Origin of the sequence: Stenotrophomonas rhizophila, from assembly GCF_001704155.1 — a bacterium.
GTDB lineage: Bacteria > Pseudomonadota > Gammaproteobacteria > Xanthomonadales > Xanthomonadaceae > Stenotrophomonas > Stenotrophomonas rhizophila_A.
On sequence record NZ_CP016294.1, the window covers coordinates 877,162 to 896,999 of the forward strand.

6 protein-coding genes are annotated in these 19,838 nt (G+C 69.4%); 4 read left to right on the plus strand and 2 right to left on the minus strand.

The window, feature by feature from the left end; genetic code table 11:
* Positions 1-79: 79 nt before the first annotated feature.
* Both BAY15_RS03845 and BAY15_RS19655 read right to left on the minus strand, forming a co-directional pair.
* Positions 80-322: a hypothetical protein gene (locus tag BAY15_RS03845; protein WP_068849147.1), complete on the minus strand. Its 243-nt coding sequence runs from the start codon at positions 320-322 to the stop codon at positions 80-82.
* A gap of 277 nt (positions 323-599) precedes the next feature.
* A complete protein-coding gene (locus BAY15_RS19655) occupies positions 600-2,702 on the minus strand; it encodes a glycosyl hydrolase family 18 protein (protein WP_068849149.1) in 2,103 nt (700 codons plus the stop codon).
* A gap of 310 nt (positions 2,703-3,012) precedes the next feature.
* On the opposite strand from BAY15_RS19655, the gene purL reads away from it, so the two are divergent.
* From purL to gspE, 4 genes are all read left to right on the plus strand, one after another.
* Complete coding sequence (gene purL / locus BAY15_RS03855) at positions 3,013-6,897, plus strand: phosphoribosylformylglycinamidine synthase (protein ID WP_068849151.1); 3,885 nt, start codon at positions 3,013-3,015, stop codon at positions 6,895-6,897.
* A 460-nt stretch (positions 6,898-7,357) separates the two neighbouring features.
* Entirely contained in the window at positions 7,358-16,003 is an 8,646-nt protein-coding gene (locus BAY15_RS03860; RefSeq protein WP_068849153.1) for an ESPR-type extended signal peptide-containing protein, read from the plus strand.
* Between the two features lie 128 nt (positions 16,004-16,131).
* On the plus strand, positions 16,132-17,985 hold the full coding sequence (locus BAY15_RS03865) for a S8 family peptidase (protein WP_068854540.1): 1,854 nt from the start codon (positions 16,132-16,134) through the stop codon (positions 17,983-17,985).
* Between the two features lie 117 nt (positions 17,986-18,102).
* A complete protein-coding gene (gene gspE, locus BAY15_RS03870; protein ID WP_068849155.1) occupies positions 18,103-19,836 on the plus strand; it encodes a type II secretion system ATPase GspE in 1,734 nt (577 codons plus the stop codon).
* Positions 19,837-19,838 lie beyond the last annotated feature (2 nt).

Below are 19,838 nucleotides of genomic sequence, written 5' to 3' on the forward strand. Positions count from 1 at the left end.
CCGCCATTATTGAATGGCGGTCCCCGACGGCTTTCAGAAAATGCTCAAGCCCGTGCGCGTGCGCACGGCTGCGTCGTCCTCAGTCGCGATTGACCCTTTCCTGCGTGGGCGGCGCAAACCAGTGGCGCTGCGCGTTGGCTATATCCAGCGCCTCGCGCGCAAAGCGCACATCGAATTCGGCCAACTCCGTTTCGGTGTAGGCCACATCATCGAAGTCACTGCCCCAAGCGTCATCTTCGAGAGATGCATCGGGACAGCCCTCGATGGTGTTGGTCCGATCGCGTAGCGGGGTGGGCTGGTTCGCGACGCTGCCGAGCGTCACGGAAGGCGGTGCTGCCGGTGACGCGGTCGGGCGCGGCGGAACCGGTGGCGGGACACTGGAGAAGGTGTGCAACCGGGTAACGGTAGCGGCTGTGCTGGCAGCAGTGACAGGCGGGCTGGGCATGCGGGCATCCCGAGGAGGGCTGAGTCGTTGACCGCATCATTCTGTCTACTGCACTTGGCCGCTACTTTCAAAAACGATTCACTTTGCGGTGGTCGCGACATGGACAATACGAAACGAAGCGCCCGGAGCGATGCCGCTCCGGGCGCGCTGCCGCTTACTTCAACCCATTGCTGATCGTGTTCACCAGCGTGCCCTGGGTGTCATCGCCGCTGAACTCCCAGAAGAACGCACCGCCCAGTCCCTGGGTTTTCACGTAGCCCATCTTCTCGGTCACCATCGCCGGTGTGTCGAAGCTCCAGAACGTGGTGCCGTTGTAGCTCCAGGTGGCCCGCGCGGTGGCGTCGGTGAAGACCGGATGGTTGAGGTTCTTCAACACCTTCCAGTCTTCGATGCCCGCCTCGTAGGTACCCGGTGCGGCCGTGCCGGTCTGGTACAGCCCGTTGTTGACGTTGGGCACGTTGGTCCAGCCGCGGCCGTAGAAGCCGATGCCCAGGTTGAGCTTGCTGGCCGGCACCCCGCGGGCGAGGAAGGCTTCCATCGCATCGTTGCTGTTGTACAGCTTCACATCACCGGTGGACGGATCGGCCGGCGAATCGAACAGCGCCGAATGGTGCCCGGTCTTCGGATCGAACGCGCCGTGGAAGTCGTACGTCATCACGTTGATGAAATCCAGGTACGGGTGATACGCCGCCGGATCGGTCACGCGGATCTTGTCGATGCCCGCACCGACCGCCACCGTGAGCAGCAGGCCCGGGCGCACCGCATCGAGCTGGCGGCGGAATTCGGCCATCAGCGCGGTGAAGTTGGCATTGTCGGCCGGGGTCCCGCAGGCAATGCCGCACGCCACCGGGTACTCCCAGTCGATGTCGATGCCGTCGAACACGCCTGCCGCCGCGCCCACGCCACCGGCACCGTCGGTCACCGGCAGGTTGCCCTTGATGTAGGCGTCGATGCACGAGGCCACGAACGCCTGGCGGTTGGCCGGCTGCGCCGCGCTGGAGAAGCCGCGCGACCAGGTCCAGCCACCGAGCGAGATCAGCACCTTCACGTTCGGGTGCTTGGCCTTGAGCTGCTTGAGCTGGTTCCAGTTGCCGCGCAGCGGCTGGTCCCAGGTATCGGCGCTGCCGCTGACGCTTTCACCAGCCTGGAACGCCTTGGTGTAATCGGCGAACGCATCGCCGCCCACCCCGGTGTTCGGGTCGGAGGCCTGGGTGACGCCCACTTCGCAGCGGTTGTTGCGCACGTTGCCGAAGGCGTAGTTGATGTGGGTCAGCTTGCTGGCCGAACCGCTGGTGTCGATGTTCTTGACCCGGTAGTTGCGCCCGTAGATGCCCCACTGGGTGAAGTAGCCGATGACGCGTTTGTTGCCGCCACTGCCGCCCCCTGCACTGGTGGTCACGCTGATGGTGGCACTGCGGGCCGAGGCGTTGCCGGCGTTGTCGCGGGCCCGCACGGCGTAGGTGTAGGCGGTGCTGGCGGTGAGCCCGCCATCGGTGTACTGGGTGGCGTTGGGCGAGCCGACCAGGGTGCCGTTGCGGTACACGTCATAGCCGGCCACGCCGCTGCCGCCGCTGTTGTCGGTGGCCGCGCTCCAGGCCAGGTTGACGGTGGTGGCGGTCTTGGACGGCGACGACAGGCCGCCCGGCACGCTGGGCGGGGTGGTGTCGTTGCTGGCGGCGTTGACGGTCACGCTGACCGTGGCCGACGAGGTCACGGCGTTGTTGTTGTCCGTCGCCACGGCCTTGAAGGTATGGGTGCCGGCCGCCGCGTTGGCCCAGCTCACGCTGTAGGGCGCGCTGGTGTCGATGCCGAGCGAGGTGCCGCCACGGAAGAATTCGACCTTGCTCACGCTGCCGTCGGCGTCACTGGCGTTGGCGCTGACGGTGATGGTGCTGCCGGCGCTGAAGCTGGCGCCGTTGGCCGGCGAGGTCAGGCTGACGCTGGGTGGCTGGTTGCTGCCGCCGCTGTCGCAGGCGCCCAGGTTGGTGTAGTACGGCGCACCGGCCGGGTGGTCGGGCGGGGCATTCCAGATGTCCTGGTTGGCCCGGTACAGCACGCCGCCCTTCTGCAGGGTGCTGCCGGCCAGGTAGATCACGTTGCCGTTCCACTCCGGCACGCCGGTACAACTGGCGGCCAGGGCGAGGCCGGGGCTCAGGGCCGCCGAACCCAGGGCGAGGGCCAGCAGCCAGCGGCGGGGCCGGGCGGGGCGGCGGGGAGATAACGATGTCACCGTACTGCGCGCAATCGGGTCAGCCATGTCGTACTCCGATCAGGTGGTGGGCGCTGGACGGCAGGGTGTCGCCAGCGTTGCAGCAGGTCCGGGGCCGGTGAGAGAGGCCGGCAACAGCAGAGGGGGCGGACGCGGGGCCCGCCGGCGGTGTGCCGGGCAGGTGGTGGCAACGTTGTCATGGTTTGCCCGCCCAATCCGTGCGCCAGCGCAAGGTTCGGGGTGCCGGTTCGTTCGGGCGGAGCACGCGGACCGGGCTGCAACCGACCCCGGGACCGACCACCGGCCGGCACGGACCGGTACAATAGTGGGCCCCGTTCCCAACCACGGTTCCCCGGACATGATGGTCCTCGAGGGCGCATCCGCCCTTTCGCCGTTCCGCCGCGAACGTCTTGAATCCCGCCTCCAGTCCCTGGCCGCCGATCTGCGCATTACCGGTGCCTGGCATGTGTACTTCATCCAGACCGAGGGCGATGCCGCCCCGGACCCGGTGGTCCTGACCCGGATCCTGGAAGCCGAGCCGGCCCCGGCAGTACGCGAGGACGGGGCAATCAGCCGCTTCGTGGTGCCGCGCCTGGGCACGCTGTCGCCGTGGTCGAGCAAGGCCACCGAACTGGTGCGTGGCGCCGGGCAGCCGATCCGCCGGGTGGAACGTGGCCTGCGCATCGACCTGGCCGGCTGGCCGGCCGACACGGCCGCGCGCGAGGCGGTTATCCGCGCGCTGCACGACCCGATGACCCAGTCGGTGCTGGACGATGCCGCCCAGGCCCAGGCGCTGTTCACCGCGCCGGCCCGTGGCGAGCTGGAGCGGGTAGCGCTGGAAGACCTGGAAGCGGCCAACCGCCGCCTGGGCCTGGCCATGGCCCAGGACGAGATCGACTACCTGCGCCAGCGCTTCGGCGAGCTGGGCCGCAAGCCGTCGGACGTGGAACTGATGATGTTCGCGCAGGCGAACTCCGAACACTGCCGGCACAAGATCTTCAATGCCAGCTGGACCATCGATGGCGCCGACCAGGCCCATTCGCTGTTCCGCATGATCAAGAACACCCACCAGCAGACTCCGCAGCACACGCTCAGCGCGTACAGCGACAACGCGGCGGTGGTGGCCGGTTTCCCGGCCGCGCGCTACCGCCCGGACCCGGCCACGGGCGAGTACCGCAGCGAAGCGGTGGTCGATTCGGCGTTCTGCATCAAGGTGGAAACGCATAACCACCCGACCGCGATCGCGCCGTTCCCGGGCGCCTCCACCGGCGCCGGCGGCGAGATCCGCGACGAAGGCGCCACCGGCCGCGGCGGCAAGCCCAAGGCCGGCCTGACCGGCTTCTCGGTTTCGCACCTGCGCATCCCGACCCTGCCGCAGCCGTGGGAGGCGCCGCGCGCGCTGAACCCGCGCATGGCGCCGGCGCTGGACATCATGCTGGAAGGCCCGCTCGGCGGCGCCGCGTTCAACAACGAATTCGGCCGGCCGAACCTGCTGGGCTACTTCCGCAGCTTCGAGCTGCCCGAAGGTGACGGCCTGACCCGCGCCTACGACAAGCCGATCATGCTGGCCGGCGGCCTCGGTGCGATCGACCAGGTCCAGGTCGAAAAGCTCAAGCTGCAGCCGGGCGATGCGGTGATCGTGCTCGGCGGCCCGGCCATGCTGATCGGGCTGGGCGGCGGTGCGGCCAGTTCGGTGGCCTCCGGCGAAAGCGCCGAGGACCTGGATTTCGCCAGCGTGCAGCGCGACAACCCGGAAATGGAGCGCCGCTGCCAGGAAGTGATCGACCGATGCGTCGCGCTGGGCCTGGACAACCCGATCCGCTGGTTCCATGACGTCGGCGCCGGTGGCCTGTCCAACGCGATTCCCGAGCTGCTGCACGACTCCGGCGTGGGCGGCGTGATCGACCTGGGCAAGGTGCCCACCGATGACCCGTCGCTGTCGCCGATGCAGCTGTGGTGCAACGAATCGCAGGAGCGCTATGTGCTCGGCGTGCCGCAGGCGCGCCTGGCCGAGTTCGCCGCGCTGTGCGCGCGCGAGCGCTGCCCGTTCGCCGCGGTCGGCGTGGCCACGGCCGAAGAACGCCTGGTGGTCGCCTATGGCGCGACGGTCGGCAACATTCCGGCCGACGCCCCGATCGACCTGCCGATGGACGTGCTGTTCGGCAAGCCGCCGAAGATGCACCGCGACACCGCGCACCCGCCGGCGCCGCGCTGGCCGTCGCTGAAGACCGCTGGCCTGGACCTGCACGAGGCAGGCCTGCGCGTGTTGGCGCACCCGTCGGTGGCGTCGAAGAACTTCCTGGTCACCATCGGTGACCGCAGCGTCGGTGGCCTGACCGCACGCGAACAGATGATCGGTCCGTGGCAGCTGCCGCTGTCCGACGTTGCCATCACCCTGGCCGGCTTCGATACGCTGGCCGGCGAAGCGATGTCGATCGGCGAGCGCACCCCGCTGGCGCTGCTCGATGCCGCCGCCTCGGCGCGCATGGCGGTGGGCGAAGCGATCACCAACCTGTGCGCGGCCCCGGTCGATGCGCTGGAAACGGTGAAGCTTTCTGCGAACTGGATGGCCGCGGCGGGCCACAACGGCGAAGACGCGCTGCTGTACGACGCCGTGCGCGCAGTGGGCATGGAACTGTGCCCGCAGCTGGACCTGAGCATCCCGGTCGGCAAGGACTCGCTGTCCATGCAGGCGCAGTGGCACGACGCCGGTGAGGCGCACAAGTCGGTGTCGCCGGTGTCGCTGGTGATCACCGCGTTCGCGCCGGTGGCCGATGCCAGCACCCAGCTGACCCCGCTGCTGGACCGCGAGACGGAAAGCGAGCTCTGGCTGATCGGCCTGGGCGCCGGCAAGCAGCGCCTGGGCGGTTCGATCCTGGCCCAGGTGCACGCCGACCACAGCGCGCTGCCGGCGTTCGCCGGTGCCGTGCCGGACCTGGACGATCCGCAGCGCCTGCGTGCGTTCTTCGAACTGATCCGCGACGCACGCCAGTCCGGCCTGCTGCTGGCCTATCACGACCGCAGCGACGGCGGCGCGTTCGCCGCGCTGTGCGAAATGGCCTTCGCCTCGCGCCAGGGCCTGGACATCACCCTGGATGCGTGGGGCGATGATCCGTTCCGCAGCCTGTTCAACGAAGAGCTGGGCGCAGTGGTGCAGATCGCCCGCGAAGACCGCGCGGCCTTCGCCGACCTGGTGGAGCGCCACGCGCTGACCGAATGTGCCCAGCGCATCGCCCGCCCGACCACCGCCCCGGTGGTGCGCGTGTCGCTGCAGGGCGAAAGCCTGGTTGAATGGCGCTGGGAAGCGCTGTTCGATGCCTGGTGGTCGGTCACCCACGCCATGCAGAAGCTGCGCGACAACCCCGACAACGCCGACCAGGAGCGCGCCATCGCGCGCAGCTTCACCGCGCCGGGCCTGAAGCCGAAGCTCAGCTTCGACCTCAATGAGGATGTGGCAGCGCCGTTCATCAACACCGGCGCGCGTCCGCGCGTGGCGGTGCTGCGCGAGCAGGGCGTCAACGGCCAGATCGAAATGGCCAACATCTTCGAACGCGCCGGCTTCCGCAGCGTGGACGTGCACATGAGCGACCTGATCGCCGGCCGCGTCGACCTGGCCGATTTCACCGGCCTGGCCGCCTGTGGCGGCTTCAGCTACGGCGACGTGCTGGGTGCGGGCCGCGGCTGGGCCACCTCGGTGCTGGAGCGCAGCGCGCTGCGTGATGCCTTTGCCGGCTTCTTCGCCCGCCAGGACAGCTTCGCGCTGGGCGTGTGCAACGGCTGCCAGATGCTGAGCCAGCTCAAGGACATCATCCCCGGTGCGGAGCACTGGCCGCAGTTCCGGCGCAACCGCAGCGAGCAGTTCGAAGCCCGCACCGCGTTGCTGGAGATCGTCGAATCGCCGTCGATCCTGCTGCGTGGCATGGCCGGTTCGCGCCTGCCGGTGGCGGTGGCGCACGGCGAAGGCCAGGCGGTGTTCGCCAATGCCGTCGACCAGGCCGCCGCCCGCGTGTCGCTGCGGTATGTCGATGGCGACGGCAACGTGGCCACCCAGTACCCGCTGAACCCGAACGGCTCGCCCGATGGCATCACCGGCCTGACCACCACCGATGGCCGCGTGACGATCATGATGCCGCACCCGGAGCGCACCCCGCGCGCGGTGAACCTCAGCTGGCGTCCGGCGGAATGGAACGGCGACTCGCCGTGGCTGCGCATGTTCCGCAACGCAAGAGTATGGTGCGGCTGAACGGCGGTGCACGTCGCGTGAAAGACGAGTGAAAGAGAAGTGAAAAAAGACCGCCGACCTGTTCGGCGGTTTTTTTTGGGTGGCGTTCAAGTCGAGCACAGCCAACGAGTTACAGCGCGTTACATGTGTGAAGTCGCGTGATGGCGAATGCTCACATCGATCTAACAAAATGCGTTGATGAATAGTCGAATGTGTGACGCCTTGCGCGTTCGAACACTTTCGTCTGTCAAAGTCTTGACGCCATGGAAACCGTGCGTTAACACTGAGTTCTCAGTTTGCAATCGTTCAGTTCGGAATCAACCGCAAGGATGGCGAGTTCTCTGTTCGTTGATCGCGCCGATAGCGCGCCATCCGGCACAACGCAGTAAATCAAGCGGAAAACGCCCCCAGGGGACGTTGGGCCACGCGGCCTGGCGTTGGCGTCGCTTTGCCCAAAACCAGCCAACCAGGAGTCGCATCGATGAATCGGATTTATCGCAAGGTCTGGAACAAAGCACTGGGGCAGATGGTCGTTGCCTCCGAACTCGCCAGCAGCCAGACCCCGGGCGTGGTCATCGATCAGCGACGATCTTCCGCCACGCGCGGTGGCGCCGTGCTCTCGGCCGCCATTGCGTTGACGCTTGGATTGGGCATGACCGGGGCGATGTCCGACGCGCATGCGCAGTCAGTGGAAGTGGGCGGCAATGCCAACTGCGTGGTGCTCAACAGCAACGTGATCGACAGCTGCGTGGTGGATGGCAATGCGACCGCATCGGGCGCGAACGCCGTGGCCATCGGCAGCAACAGCACCGCCTCGGCGGCCAACAGCGTGGCGCTCGGCGCCGGCTCGCGCGCTGCACGCGCCAACACGGTGTCGGTCGGTGATGCCGGCAAGGAACGCCAGGTCACCAACGTGGCCGCCGGCACTGCGGCCACCGATGCGGTGAACAAGGCGCAGCTCGACACCGTTGCTGCAACGGCCGCCAGCGCAACGCGCTACTTCAAGGCGGACGGCGAAGGCAACGACAGCGATGCAGCCCGCATCGAAGGCGAAGGCGCACTCGCTGCCGGCGCCAGTGCCAATGCCGACGGCGACGGCGCCACCGCGCTGGGCCGCAACAGCCAGGCGCTGGCCAACGCCACCACGGCGGTAGGCAGCGATGCCGTTGCCGCCGGCCTGGGCGGCAGCGCATTCGGCCAGAACAGCCTGGCCATCGGCGATGCCACCGTTGCGGTGGGTCAGAGCGCGATGGCGTTCGGACTGGGTGACGTGGCGCTGGGCGCGTCCGCGTTTGCCGCCAGCGAAAATGGCGCAGCCACCGCCATTGGCGGGCTGGCCGAAGCCAGCGCCGATGGCGCTACCGCCATTGGTGGCGGTGCACTGGCGATCGGCGCGGGCAGCACCTCGCTCGGCCGCGGCGCCGGCAGCGGCGGCGAAGCCTCGATTGCGGTGGGTGCGTTCAGCACGGCGGTGGCCGACTTCAGTGCGGCGCTGGGTTCCAACTCCGCAGCGGTTGCGGTCGGCAGCGTCGCGCTGGGTGCAGGCTCCTACGCCGATCGCGTGGACACCGTGTCGGTCGGCAACGACAACGGCCTGCAACGGCAGATCACCAACGTCGCCGCCGGCACCGAAGCCGGTGATGCGGTGAACAAGGCCCAGCTCGACGAGGTGGGCGAGGTGGCAGGCACCACCGCGAAGTACGTGCAGGCTACCGGCAGCGCCGACAGCGACGCAGGCGCCTTTGCCGACGGCGACAACGCCACGGCCGTGGGCGAAGCCACCAATGCGCTCGGCACCGGCACCACCGCGCTCGGCAGCGGCGCCACGGCGGTGGCGCAGAACGCCACCGCGGTGGGCTACAACGCGCTGGCCAGCGGCCAGAACAGCGCCGCCTTCGGCACCAACGCGCAGGCCAACGGCCCGGGCAGCGTGGCGGTGGGCGGCACTGCCGTGGATGAAGACGGCAACCCGCTGATCACCAACGGCGGCGTGCCGGTCGATACCGGCGCCACCAGCGCCGGCGTCGGCGGCACCGCCGTCGGCGCCAGCGCGGAAGCGGCGGGCTTTGCCGCCTCGTCGTATGGCGTCGGCGCCTATGCGGCCGGCGCACAGTCGTCGGCGTTCGGCGCGGTGGCCAATGCCACCGGCGACTACGCCACGGCGGTGGGCACGCAGAGCGCGGCCAGCGGCACCAGCAGCACCGCCATCGGCGGTCCGGTCGACCTGATTCCCGGCCTGGGCTTCTTCGTCGACACCCAGGCCAGTGGCGAGGCCGCCACCGCGGTCGGCGCCGGTGCGATTGCCAGCGGCGACTACGCCGTGGCCAACGGCACGCTCAGCGAAGCCTCGGGCACAGAAGCCACCGCCGTGGGCTACTTCGCCTACGCACCGGGCGAAGGCGCGTCCGCACTCGGTGCGGAAAGCTGGGCCAGTGGCGAACTGAGCACGGCCGTCGGCTTCTACAGCACCGCGCGCGGCGCCAACAGCGTCGCCTTGGGCGCCAATTCCACCGCCGTGCGCGACAACACGGTGTCGGTCGGCGATGTCGGCAACGAACGCCAGATCACCCATGTCGCCGCCGGCACCGAAGCCACCGATGCGGTCAACAAGGCGCAGCTGGATGCCGTCGCCGGGACTGCGGACGGCACCGCCTATCGCTTCAAGGCCAACGGCTCGCAGGACAGCGACGTGGGCGCGTTCGCCGATGGCGACGGCGCGCTCGCTGCAGGCGAGGCCAGCAATGCCATCGGCGCAGGCGCCACCTCGGTGGGCAACGGTGCGTCTGCAGTGGGCGATGACACGTTGGCCGTGGGCCGCAATGTCGCCGCCACCGGCAACGGCAGCGTCGCCATTGGTGGCGTCGGCCAGGCCTACGACCAGTACAACTCGCCGATCGTGGATGCCGATGGCAACGCGGTGACGGTGGGCACCACCGCCGCGCAGGATGCCGTTGCCGTCGGTGCAGGTGCACAGGCCACCGGCGCGCAGAGCAACGCGTACGGCGGCGGCGCACAGGCCACCGGCGACAACAGCCTGGCGCAGGGCTACAAGTCGCGCGCCACGGGTGAGTACAGCGTGGCGCAGGGCGACAACGCCTTCGCCAGCGGCAGCGAAAGCACCGCCACCGGTGCCTATGCGTGGGCCACCAGCGATGGTGCCACCGCGTTCGGTTCCAGCGCGTGGGCCACCGAGGCCAACGCCACCGCCGTCGGCTATGCGGCCTGGGCGGACGGCAGCGGCGCCACCTCGATCGGCTACAACAGCTGGGCGCGCGGCAACAGCGCCACCGCGCTCGGCCGCGGCGCGTTCGGTTACGGTGACAACAGCGTCGCGGTGGGTTACCAGGCGTTGGGCAACAGCATCAACACCATCGCCATCGGCACGAATGTCGTGGCCGGCGGCGAAAGCGCGATCGGCATCGGTGCGGGCAGCAACGCCAGTGCCGCCAACGCGGTGGCGCTGGGCGCCGGCGCGCGTGCCGACCGTGCCTACACGGTGTCGGTCGGCAATGACGACCAGCAGCGCCAGATCACCCAGGTCGCGGCCGGCACGGAAGGTACCGATGCCGTCAACGTCGACCAGCTCACGGCCGCCACCGACAAGTTCCAGGCAAGCGGCGATGGCGTGGCAGTAGTGGGTGGCGAAGAAAGCGTGGCCGCCGGTTCCAACGCTGCGACCGATGGCGACTACGCCACGGCAGTGGGTTCCAGCAGCTTCGCCAGCGGCACCGGCGCCTCGGCCGTCGGTAGCGGTGCGTTCGCGCTCGCCGATGGCGCCACCGCGGTTGGCCTGAATGCACTTGCGAGCGCAGGCAATGCCACCGCCGCCGGTGCCGATGCACAGGCCACTGCCGAATACGCCACCGCCAACGGTGCCGAAAGCCTCGCCTCGGGCGAGCAGAGCACTGCCAATGGCGCGGCCAGCATCGCCTCGGGCGCCGGCAGCCTCGCCAGCGGCGCGCTGTCCGAAGCGGCCGGTGAGGAATCGGTGGCGCTGGGTTACTACAGCACCGCCAGCGGTTCGGGCGCCACTGCGGTCGGCGCGGAAAGCGTGGTCAGCGGCACCTTGTCGGCCGGCTACGGCTTCGCCTCGGAAGCGACTGCCGGCTACACCACCGCGATCGGTGGCTATGCCGCCGCTACCGCGTTCAACGCCACCGCGCTGGGCAGCTTCGCCCAGGCCACCGGTTCCAACAGCGTGGCGCTCGGTGGCGACGCCGAAGCCACCGGTGCCTACAGCACCGCCACCGGCCAGGGCAGCCTGGCCAGCGGCACCAACAGCGTGGCCATCGGCGGTGCGCTGTTCGGCCTGCTGCCGACCGAAGCTTCCGGCAACTATTCCACCGCCGTCGGCGGTGGTGCGTGGTCGCCCGGGTTGAACAGCACCGCGCTGGGCAACGCGGCGACGTCCGAAGGCGAAAACAGCGTGGCGCTCGGTGCGGATTCGATCGCCGACCGCGACGACAGCGTGTCGGTCGGCAGCGCCGGCAGCGAGCGCCAGGTCACCAACGTGGCCGCCGGTACCGAAGGCACCGATGCGGTCAACCTGGACCAGCTCAACGCCGTGGCCGATACCGCCGCCACCACCAGCAAGTACTTCCAGGCCAGCGGCAGCGATGCCAGCGATGCCGGTGCCTTCGTCGACGGCGATGATGCGCTGGCGGCCGGTGAGGCCAGCAATGCCATCGGCAACGGCGCCACCGCGCTGGGTGCGGGCAGCACGGTGGTTGCCAACGAGGCGACGGCAGTGGGCTTCAATGCCACGGCGACCGCCGATTATGCGGTTGCCATCGGCAGCAACGCGGCCAGCAGCGGGCAGGGCGCGGTCGCCCTCGGTGACCTGAGCACTGCCAGTGGCGGCGCCGCCATCGCCATCGGCGGCGGCGCGTTGTCGCAGGGCTTCGGCTCGGTGGCGGTCGGTGCGGGCGCGGAATCCAGTGGCCTGGCATCCACCGCAGTGGGTTACGGCGCGTGGGCGCTGGGTCGCGAAACCACGGCGATCGGCAACTTCGCCACCGCCGACGGCTGGGCCGCGAGTGCGTTCGGCGCGGGCGCCACGGCTGCCTTCTTCGGCACCGCGATCGGTACCTACAGCTACGCGGACGAAGTAGCCACCGCAGTGGGCCAGGGCACGCGTGCCAACGTGGCCGGTGCGGCGTTCGGCGTGCAGGCCAATGCCGGCGAGTACGGCGTGGCGCTGGGCAACAACGCGGCCACCGCGCAGAACGGCGTGGCGGTCGGCTTCAACGCCCTGGCCGGCGCCGATGCCAACAGCAGCACCCAGGGCATCCAGACCACGGCCGTCGGCAGCGAGGCGTGGGCCACCGAAGATGGTGCCACCGTGGTCGGCTACAACAGCTACGCGCAGGCGGTGAACTCGACCGTGGTGGGCAGCAACACCTGGACCACCAAGGACGCCGACAACAGTGTCGCTCTCGGCGCCGGCACGCTGGCCGACCGTGCCAACACGGTCTCGGTCGGTGCGGCCGAGGCCTGGACCGATGCGGCCGGCGTGGTCCATGACGCGATTGACCGCCAGATCACCAACGTGGGTGCCGGTACCGAAGACACCGATGCGGTGAACGTGGCCCAGCTGAAGGAAGTGGCTGCGGTGGCTGAAACCACCAGCAAGTACTTCCAGGCCAGCGGCAGCGACGACAGCGATGCCGGTGCCTATGTGGAAGGCGACAACGCACTGGCGGCGGGTGAAGCGTCCAATGCGATCGGCGATGGCGCCAGCGCACTCGGCAGTGGTGCCAACGCGCTGGCCAACAATGCCACCGCCATCGGCTTCAACGCGCTCGCCACCGGCGAAGGTGCGGCCGCGCTGGGCAGCGAGGCCCAGGCGACCGGCGAAAACAGCGTGGCCATCGGCAACGGTGCCGCCGCCAGCGAGATCGGTGCCAGCGCGGTGGGTGCCGGTGCGCAGGCCTCCGGTGCGTACAGCACGGCCGGCGGCAGCGAAGCCATCGCGTCGGGCCAGCAGGCCACGGCGAACGGCTTCCGCTCCACGGCGTCGGAAGCCGGTGCATCGGCGTTCGGCGGGTACAGCGAAGCCACCGGCGAGCTGTCCTCGGCACTGGGTTATGGCGCAGTCGCCTCCAATGCCTATGCAACCGCGGTGGGTGCAGCCGCCACGGCGTCCGGTGCCAGCGCGGTCGCGGTGGGTGAGTTCAGTGAAGCCACCGGCGACGAAAGCGTCGCGGTCGGTGGCAGTACGTTCTTCGGCTTCATTCCGGCGCGCGCGTCAGGCACGGGTGCATCGGCCTTCGGCGCCGGTGCCTGGGCCACCGATGACTACGCCACCGCGGTCGGCTGGAATTCGTGGGCCGATGCCGCCAGCGCCACCGCGCTGGGCGAAAGCGCCACCGCCACCGGCGTGAACAGCGTGGCCTTGGGCGCAGGCTCCAGTGCGGACCGCGACAACAGCGTTTCGGTTGGCACCGCCACTGCGCAGCGGCAGATCACCAACGTGGCCGCCGGTACCGAAGGCACCGACGCGGTCAACCTCGACCAGCTCAACGCCGTGGCCGATACCGCCGAGGAAACCAACCGCTACTTCAAGGCTTCCGGCAGCGGCAATGGCGATGACGTGGGCAGCTATGTCGATGGCACCTATGCCACGGCGGCAGGCGAAGCGTCCAACGCGTTCGGCACCGGCGCGTCGGCCTACGGCAGCGGTTCGCTGGCCTCAGGCCGGTACGCTTCGGCGTCGGGCTACAACGCCTCGGCCACCGCCGATTCGGCCACCGCGATCGGTGGTTCGTTGTACTACGAAGATGCCAACGGCAACGTGCTGCTCGACAAGGCCACCAGTGCCAGCGGCACCGGCGCCACCGCACTGGGTGCCGGCGCACAGGCTACCGGGGTGTTCAGCACCGCCAGCGGTGCCGGCGCCACCTCGGCCGGGCTGCAGTCGTCCGCCGTCGGCTACAGCGCCGAAGCGGGCAGCGACTACAGCACGGCGGTGGGTGCGTTCAGTGCCGCCAGCGGGTTGCGCACCACCGCGCTCGGCTACGGTGCCGAAGCCAGCGGCGACTACGCCTCCGCCTTCGGCTGGGGCAGCACCGCCTCCGGCGCGTACGCCATCGCCATCGGCAACAGCGCGCAGGCCAGCGGCGCCAACAGCTTCGCCGGCGGCGCCAGCGCCTGGGCCACCGCTGCACAGACCACTGCCGTCGGCCAGTTGGCCTGGGCGACCTCGGCCGGCTCCACGGCGATCGGCCAGGACAGCTACGCCTACAGCGGCATCAACGCCACCGCACTGGGCAAGAGCGCCTGGGCCAGCGGCACCGGCAGCGTTGCACTGGGCGCAGGCTCGCGTGCCACCGAAGCCAACGTGGTCTCGGTCGGTGGCGGCAACGGCACCACTGGTCCGGCCACGCGCCGCATCACCAATGTCGGTGCGGCAGTGAATGCCACCGATGCGGTCAACAAGGCGCAACTGGACAGCGTCGCGGCGACCGCCGATGCCGTGGGCCAGCACTTCGACGCCAGCGGCAGCGGCGTGGCCAACGCCAGCGGCACCGATGCGCTGGCCGCCGGTTCGGGCGCCACCGCCAGCGGCACCCGCAGCAGCGCGGTGGGTACCGCGGCAACCGCGTCGGCCACCGGCGCCACGGCGCTCGGTGCGGATGCCTCGGCACGCGGTGACAACAGCACCGTGGTCGGCCGCCTGGCCTCGACCAACGCCACCAACGGCGTGGCCGTGGGCAACGGTGCCTTCGTCAGCAACGGCGCCAACGGCATCGCCATCGGCTCCGCTGCCGGTGCGTCCGGTGCCAACTCGGTGGCGCTGGGTGCAGGGTCGCGTGCGGTGGAGGCCAACGTGGTCTCGGTCGGTGGCGGCAACGGTACCGATTCGCCGGCCACCCGCCGCATCGTCAACGTCGCGGCCGGTCGTGTCGCCGCAGGCAGCACCGATGCGGTCACTGGCGGCCAGCTCAACACCACCAACCAGCGCGTGGGCGCAGTGGAAACCCGGGTCGGCGACATCGATGACCGCATCGGCTCGGTGGAGAACGTGACCGCCAACGCGCTGACCTACGACGACAGCAGCCGCGACAGGCTCACCCTGTCGGGCGTGGAGGGCACCACCCTGGACAACGTCGCCACCGGTTCGATCGCCAGCGGCAGCCGCCAGGCCGTCAACGGCGGACAGCTGTTCCAGGCCCTGACCGACACCGCCAGCTTCCTCGGCGGCGGCGCCAGCGTCGGCATGCAGGGCGTGTTCGTCGCGCCCAACTACGTGATCCAGGGCAGCACCTACAACAACGTGGGTGACGCGCTCGGGGCGCTGGATGCCAAGGTCAGCGAAATCGACCAGCGCGTGGCCGGTGGCAGCAGCAACGCGGCACGTGCGCGCTCCGCGTCGGTGTCCACCGCCAGCGTGGCGGCCACGCCCGAGGCTTCCGATACGGCGGCGACCACGGCCGAAACCACCGCCGCCAGCACCGACACCGCCCGCGTGGCCAGTGCCGATGCCCCGGTCGTGCAGGGCACGCCGACCGCGGCCAGTGTCGGTGCGCCGCAGCCGGTCGCGGCCGCCGTCGCGCCGGTCACCTCGGTGGCGATGGGCGACGGTGCCGTGGCCAGCGGCGCCTCGGCGACCGCGATCGGGCAGGGGGCCAGCGCCACGGCCGCCAACTCGGTCGCGCTGGGCCAGGGCTCGGTCGCCGACCGCGCCGACACGGTCTCGGTGGGTGCCGTCGGTGCCGAACGCCAGGTCACCAACGTGGGCGCCGGCAGCGCAGCCACCGATGCGGTCAACAAGGGCCAGCTGGACGGTGGCATCGCCACCGCCAACAGCTACACCGACCAGCGCTACAGCGCGATGGCCGACAGCTTCGACATCTACAAGGGCGAAATCGATGAGCGCCTGCGCCACCAGGACCGCCGCATCGACCGCCAGGGCGCGATGAACGCCGCGATGCTGAACATGGCCACCAGTGCCGCCGGCATCCGCACGCAGAACCGCGTCGGTGTCGGTGTCGGCTTCCAGAGCGGCGAGTCGGCGCTGTCGCTGGGCTACCAGCGTGCCCTCAGCGACCGCGCCACGGTCACTGTCGGCGGCGCATTCAGCAGTGATGACAGCTCGGTGGGCGTGGGTGCCGGCTTCGGCTGGTAACGCGCCCGATGCAATGCAAGGCCTGAGGGGGCGGGTCACGGAGACCCTGGCCAGGGCCGGCCGGGGTTTCCGCATGGAGTGTTGGCCTGAACAGTCGTTTGATCCATGACCTTGAAGAGGATTACACCGTGACCAAGAAGCAGAACCTTCGCATCAACGTGCTGGCAGCCGCCGTGCTGTCGCTGTCCGTGGGCGCCAGCGCCTATGCCGCCGGTTTGCCGGTCAAGGAACCGGCGAAGCAGGCCAGCACCGCCCAACAGGGTTCCGAACGCATCATCGTCAAGTACCGCACCGGTACCGCTGCGGCCTCCGACCGCTCGGCCAAGCTGGCCACGGTGACCTCGGCGGTTTCGCGCGCCAGCCTCGGCGCCACCACCGCGCGTGCCGCGGCAGCCAGCCCGCAGGTAGTGCGCCGGCTCGGCACCGGTGCCGATGTGATCCGCCTGCAGGGCAAGCTCAGCCAGGCCGATCTGCAGAAGGTGCTGAAGGAAATCCAGGCCGATCCGTCGGTCCAGTACGCCGCGGCTGACGTCAAGCTGCAGCGCGCCGACCTGCGCGCCAAGGAAACCGCGCAGCTGGTGCCGAACGATCAGTACTACGCGCAGTACCAGTGGCACCTGCACAGCGCCACCGGTGGCGTGAACGCGCCGGCCGCGTGGGACGTGGCCCAGGGCGAGGGCGTGGTGGTGGCGGTGCTGGACACCGGCATCCTGCCGCAGCACCCGGACTTCGCCGCCGGCACGCTGCTGGAAGGCTACGACTTCATCAGCGACGCCGAGACCTCGCGTCGTCCGACCGATGAACGCGTGCCCGGCGCGCTGGATTACGGCGACTGGGTAGAGAACGACAACGAGTGCTACGCCGGTTCGCTGGCCGAAGACAGCTCCTGGCACGGCACCCATGTGTCGGGCACGGTGGCCGAAGCGACCAACAACACCGTCGGCATGGCCGGCCTCGCTTACAAGGCCAAGGTCCTGCCGGTGCGCGTGCTCGGCAAGTGCGGCGGCTACCTGTCCGACATCGCCGATGCGATCACCTGGGCCTCCGGTGGCACCGTAGCCGGCGTGCCGGCCAACCCGAACCCGGCCGAAGTGATCAACATGAGCCTGGGCGGCGGCGGCGCGTGCGACCCGGCCTACCAGGATGCGATCAACGGCGCGGTCTCGCGCGGCACCACCGTGGTGGTGGCCGCCGGCAACCAGGCCTCCAATGCCTCGGGCTACCGTCCGGCCAGCTGCGCCAACGTGATCGCCGTGGGTGCCACCCGCATCACCGGCGGCATCGCGTCGTACTCCAACTTCGGCGCGGCCGTGGACCTGTCCGGTCCGGGCGGCGGCGGTGGCGTCGACGGCAACCCGGGCGGTTACGTCTGGCAGGCCGGCTATAACGGCCTGACCACCCCGACCTCCGGTGCCTACAGCTACATGGGCATGGGCGGCACTTCGATGGCCTCGCCGCACGTGGCCGCCGTGGCCGCACTGGTACAGGGCGCGCTGGCCTCGGCCGGCAAGGACCCGCTGACCCCGGCGCAGCTGGAGAGCCTCCTCAAGCAGAGCGCACGCAACTTCCCGGTGACCATCCCGGCGGCCACCCCGATCGGCAGCGGCATCGTCGACGCCAAGGGTGCACTGGACAAGGCCCTGGAAGAACCGTGCACGGTCGATTGCGCGCCGGATGCGACGCCGCTCACCAACCGCGTGGCGGTCAGCGGGCTGACCGGTGCCGGTGGCAGTGAAACGCTGTACAGCTTCGAAGCGACCGCGGGCAAGACGCTCAGCGTCCTCACCTACGGCGGCAGCGGCAACGTGTCGTTGTACGTCAGCGCCGGCGCCGAGCCGACCGCGACCGACTTCGATGCCAAGTCCGCGCGTCCGGGCAACAGTGAAACCGTTCGCTTCACCGCGCCGGTGGCGGGCACCTACTACATCAAGCTGGTGGGTGAATCGGCTTACAGCAACGTGAGCATCCAGGCCGTCCAGTAACAGCCGGGAAGAACTGCGGGAGCCCGTCATGTGACGGGCTCCCGTTTTTCATTGGCCACCACCGCATGTGGCATCACGGCGAACTGCTAAAGTCTGCGGGTCGCCAGGAGAGCTTTCGTGAATGCGGTAACCCACGATCTTGCTGAAGAGTCAGCCATGGATGCGGAAACCCGCATCGTGGCGCTGTTGCTACGCAACGGGCGGCTGAAGGAGGCCGACCTGGCCCGCGCGCGGCCGCTGCAGCGCGAAGCCGGTGGCAGCCTGCTGCCGCTGCTGGTGCGGCTGGGCCTGGTGTCCGAGCGCGACCACGCGCAGGCCTGCGCCGAGGTGCTGGGGCTGCCGCTGCTGGAGGGCAAGAGCGTGCCCGAAGCGCCCCCCGAATCCCTGATCGATGCGCTGCCGCTGTCGCTGCGCTTCCTCAAACAATTCCATGCCTGCCCGCTGGCGCTGCACGACGGCGTGCTCGACCTGTGGCTGAGCGACCCGCAGGAGCCGTACACCGCCGATGCGGTGCAGCTGGCGATGGCGGTGCCGGTACACCTGCACGTGGGCCTGCGCTCGGAGATCGATGACGTCATCGAACGCTGGTTCGGCCAGGGCCGCAGCGCGATGGGCGCCATCATCGAAACCGCTGACGGCGAAGGCAGCGTGGTCGACGACATCGAGCACCTGCGTGACCTGGCTTCCGAAGCGCCGGTGATCCGCCTGGTCAACCTGGTGATCCAGCGTGCGGTGGAACTGCGCGCGTCGGACATCCATATCGAACCGTTCGAGAACCGGCTGAAGGTGCGTTATCGCGTCGATGGCGTGCTGATCGAAGGCGAAAGCCCGCCGGCCAACCTCACCGCTGCGGTGATCAGCCGCATCAAGATCATGGCGCGGCTGAACATCGCCGAGCGCCGCCTGCCGCAGGATGGCCGCATCATGCTGCGCGTGCAGGGCAAGGAGCTGGACCTGCGCGTGAGCACCGTACCCACCGCGCACGGCGAAAGCGTGGTGATGCGCCTGCTCGATCGCGACACCGTGGTGTTCGACTTCCACCGGCTCGGCTTCACCGATACGTTCCTGCCGCAGTTCCGCAAAGTGCTCGAGCAGCCGCACGGCATCCTGCTGGTCACCGGCCCCACCGGCTCGGGCAAGACCACCACGTTGTATACCGCGCTGAGCCAGCTCAACACCGCGGATGTAAAGATCATCACCGTCGAGGATCCGGTCGAATACCAGATCGAAGGCATCAACCAGATCCAGGCCAAGCCGCAGATCGGTCTGGACTTCGCCAACGCGCTGCGCAGCATCGTGCGCCAGGACCCGGACATCATCATGATCGGCGAAATGCGCGACCTGGAAACCGCGCGCATCGCGATCCAGTCCGCGTTGACGGGCCACCTGGTGCTGTCCACGCTGCATACCAACAACGCCGCCGGCGGCATCACCCGCCTGCTCGACATGGGCGTGGAAGACTACCTGCTCACCTCCACCATCAACGGCATCCTGGCCCAGCGCCTGGTGCGCCGGCTGGAACCGCAGCACGCGCTGCGCTACCTGGCCTCACCGGAGGAGATCGACAAGTTCGGGCTGCGCCGCCTGCAGCCGGAAGGAGACATCTACCTGTACCGCGCGCAGCCCTCGGCGATCGCGCCGACCGGTTACCTCGGGCGTACCACCATCATGGAATTCCTGGTGATGAACGACGAGCTGCGGCGCGCGGTGATGCGCCGCGCCGGCATGGGCGAAGTGGAACAGATCGCCCGCGCCGCCGGCATGCGCACCATGTATGAGGATGGCCTGGCCAAGGCGCTGATGGGCCACACCACGCTCGAAGAAGTGCTGCGCGTGACCGAGGAAAGCTGAGC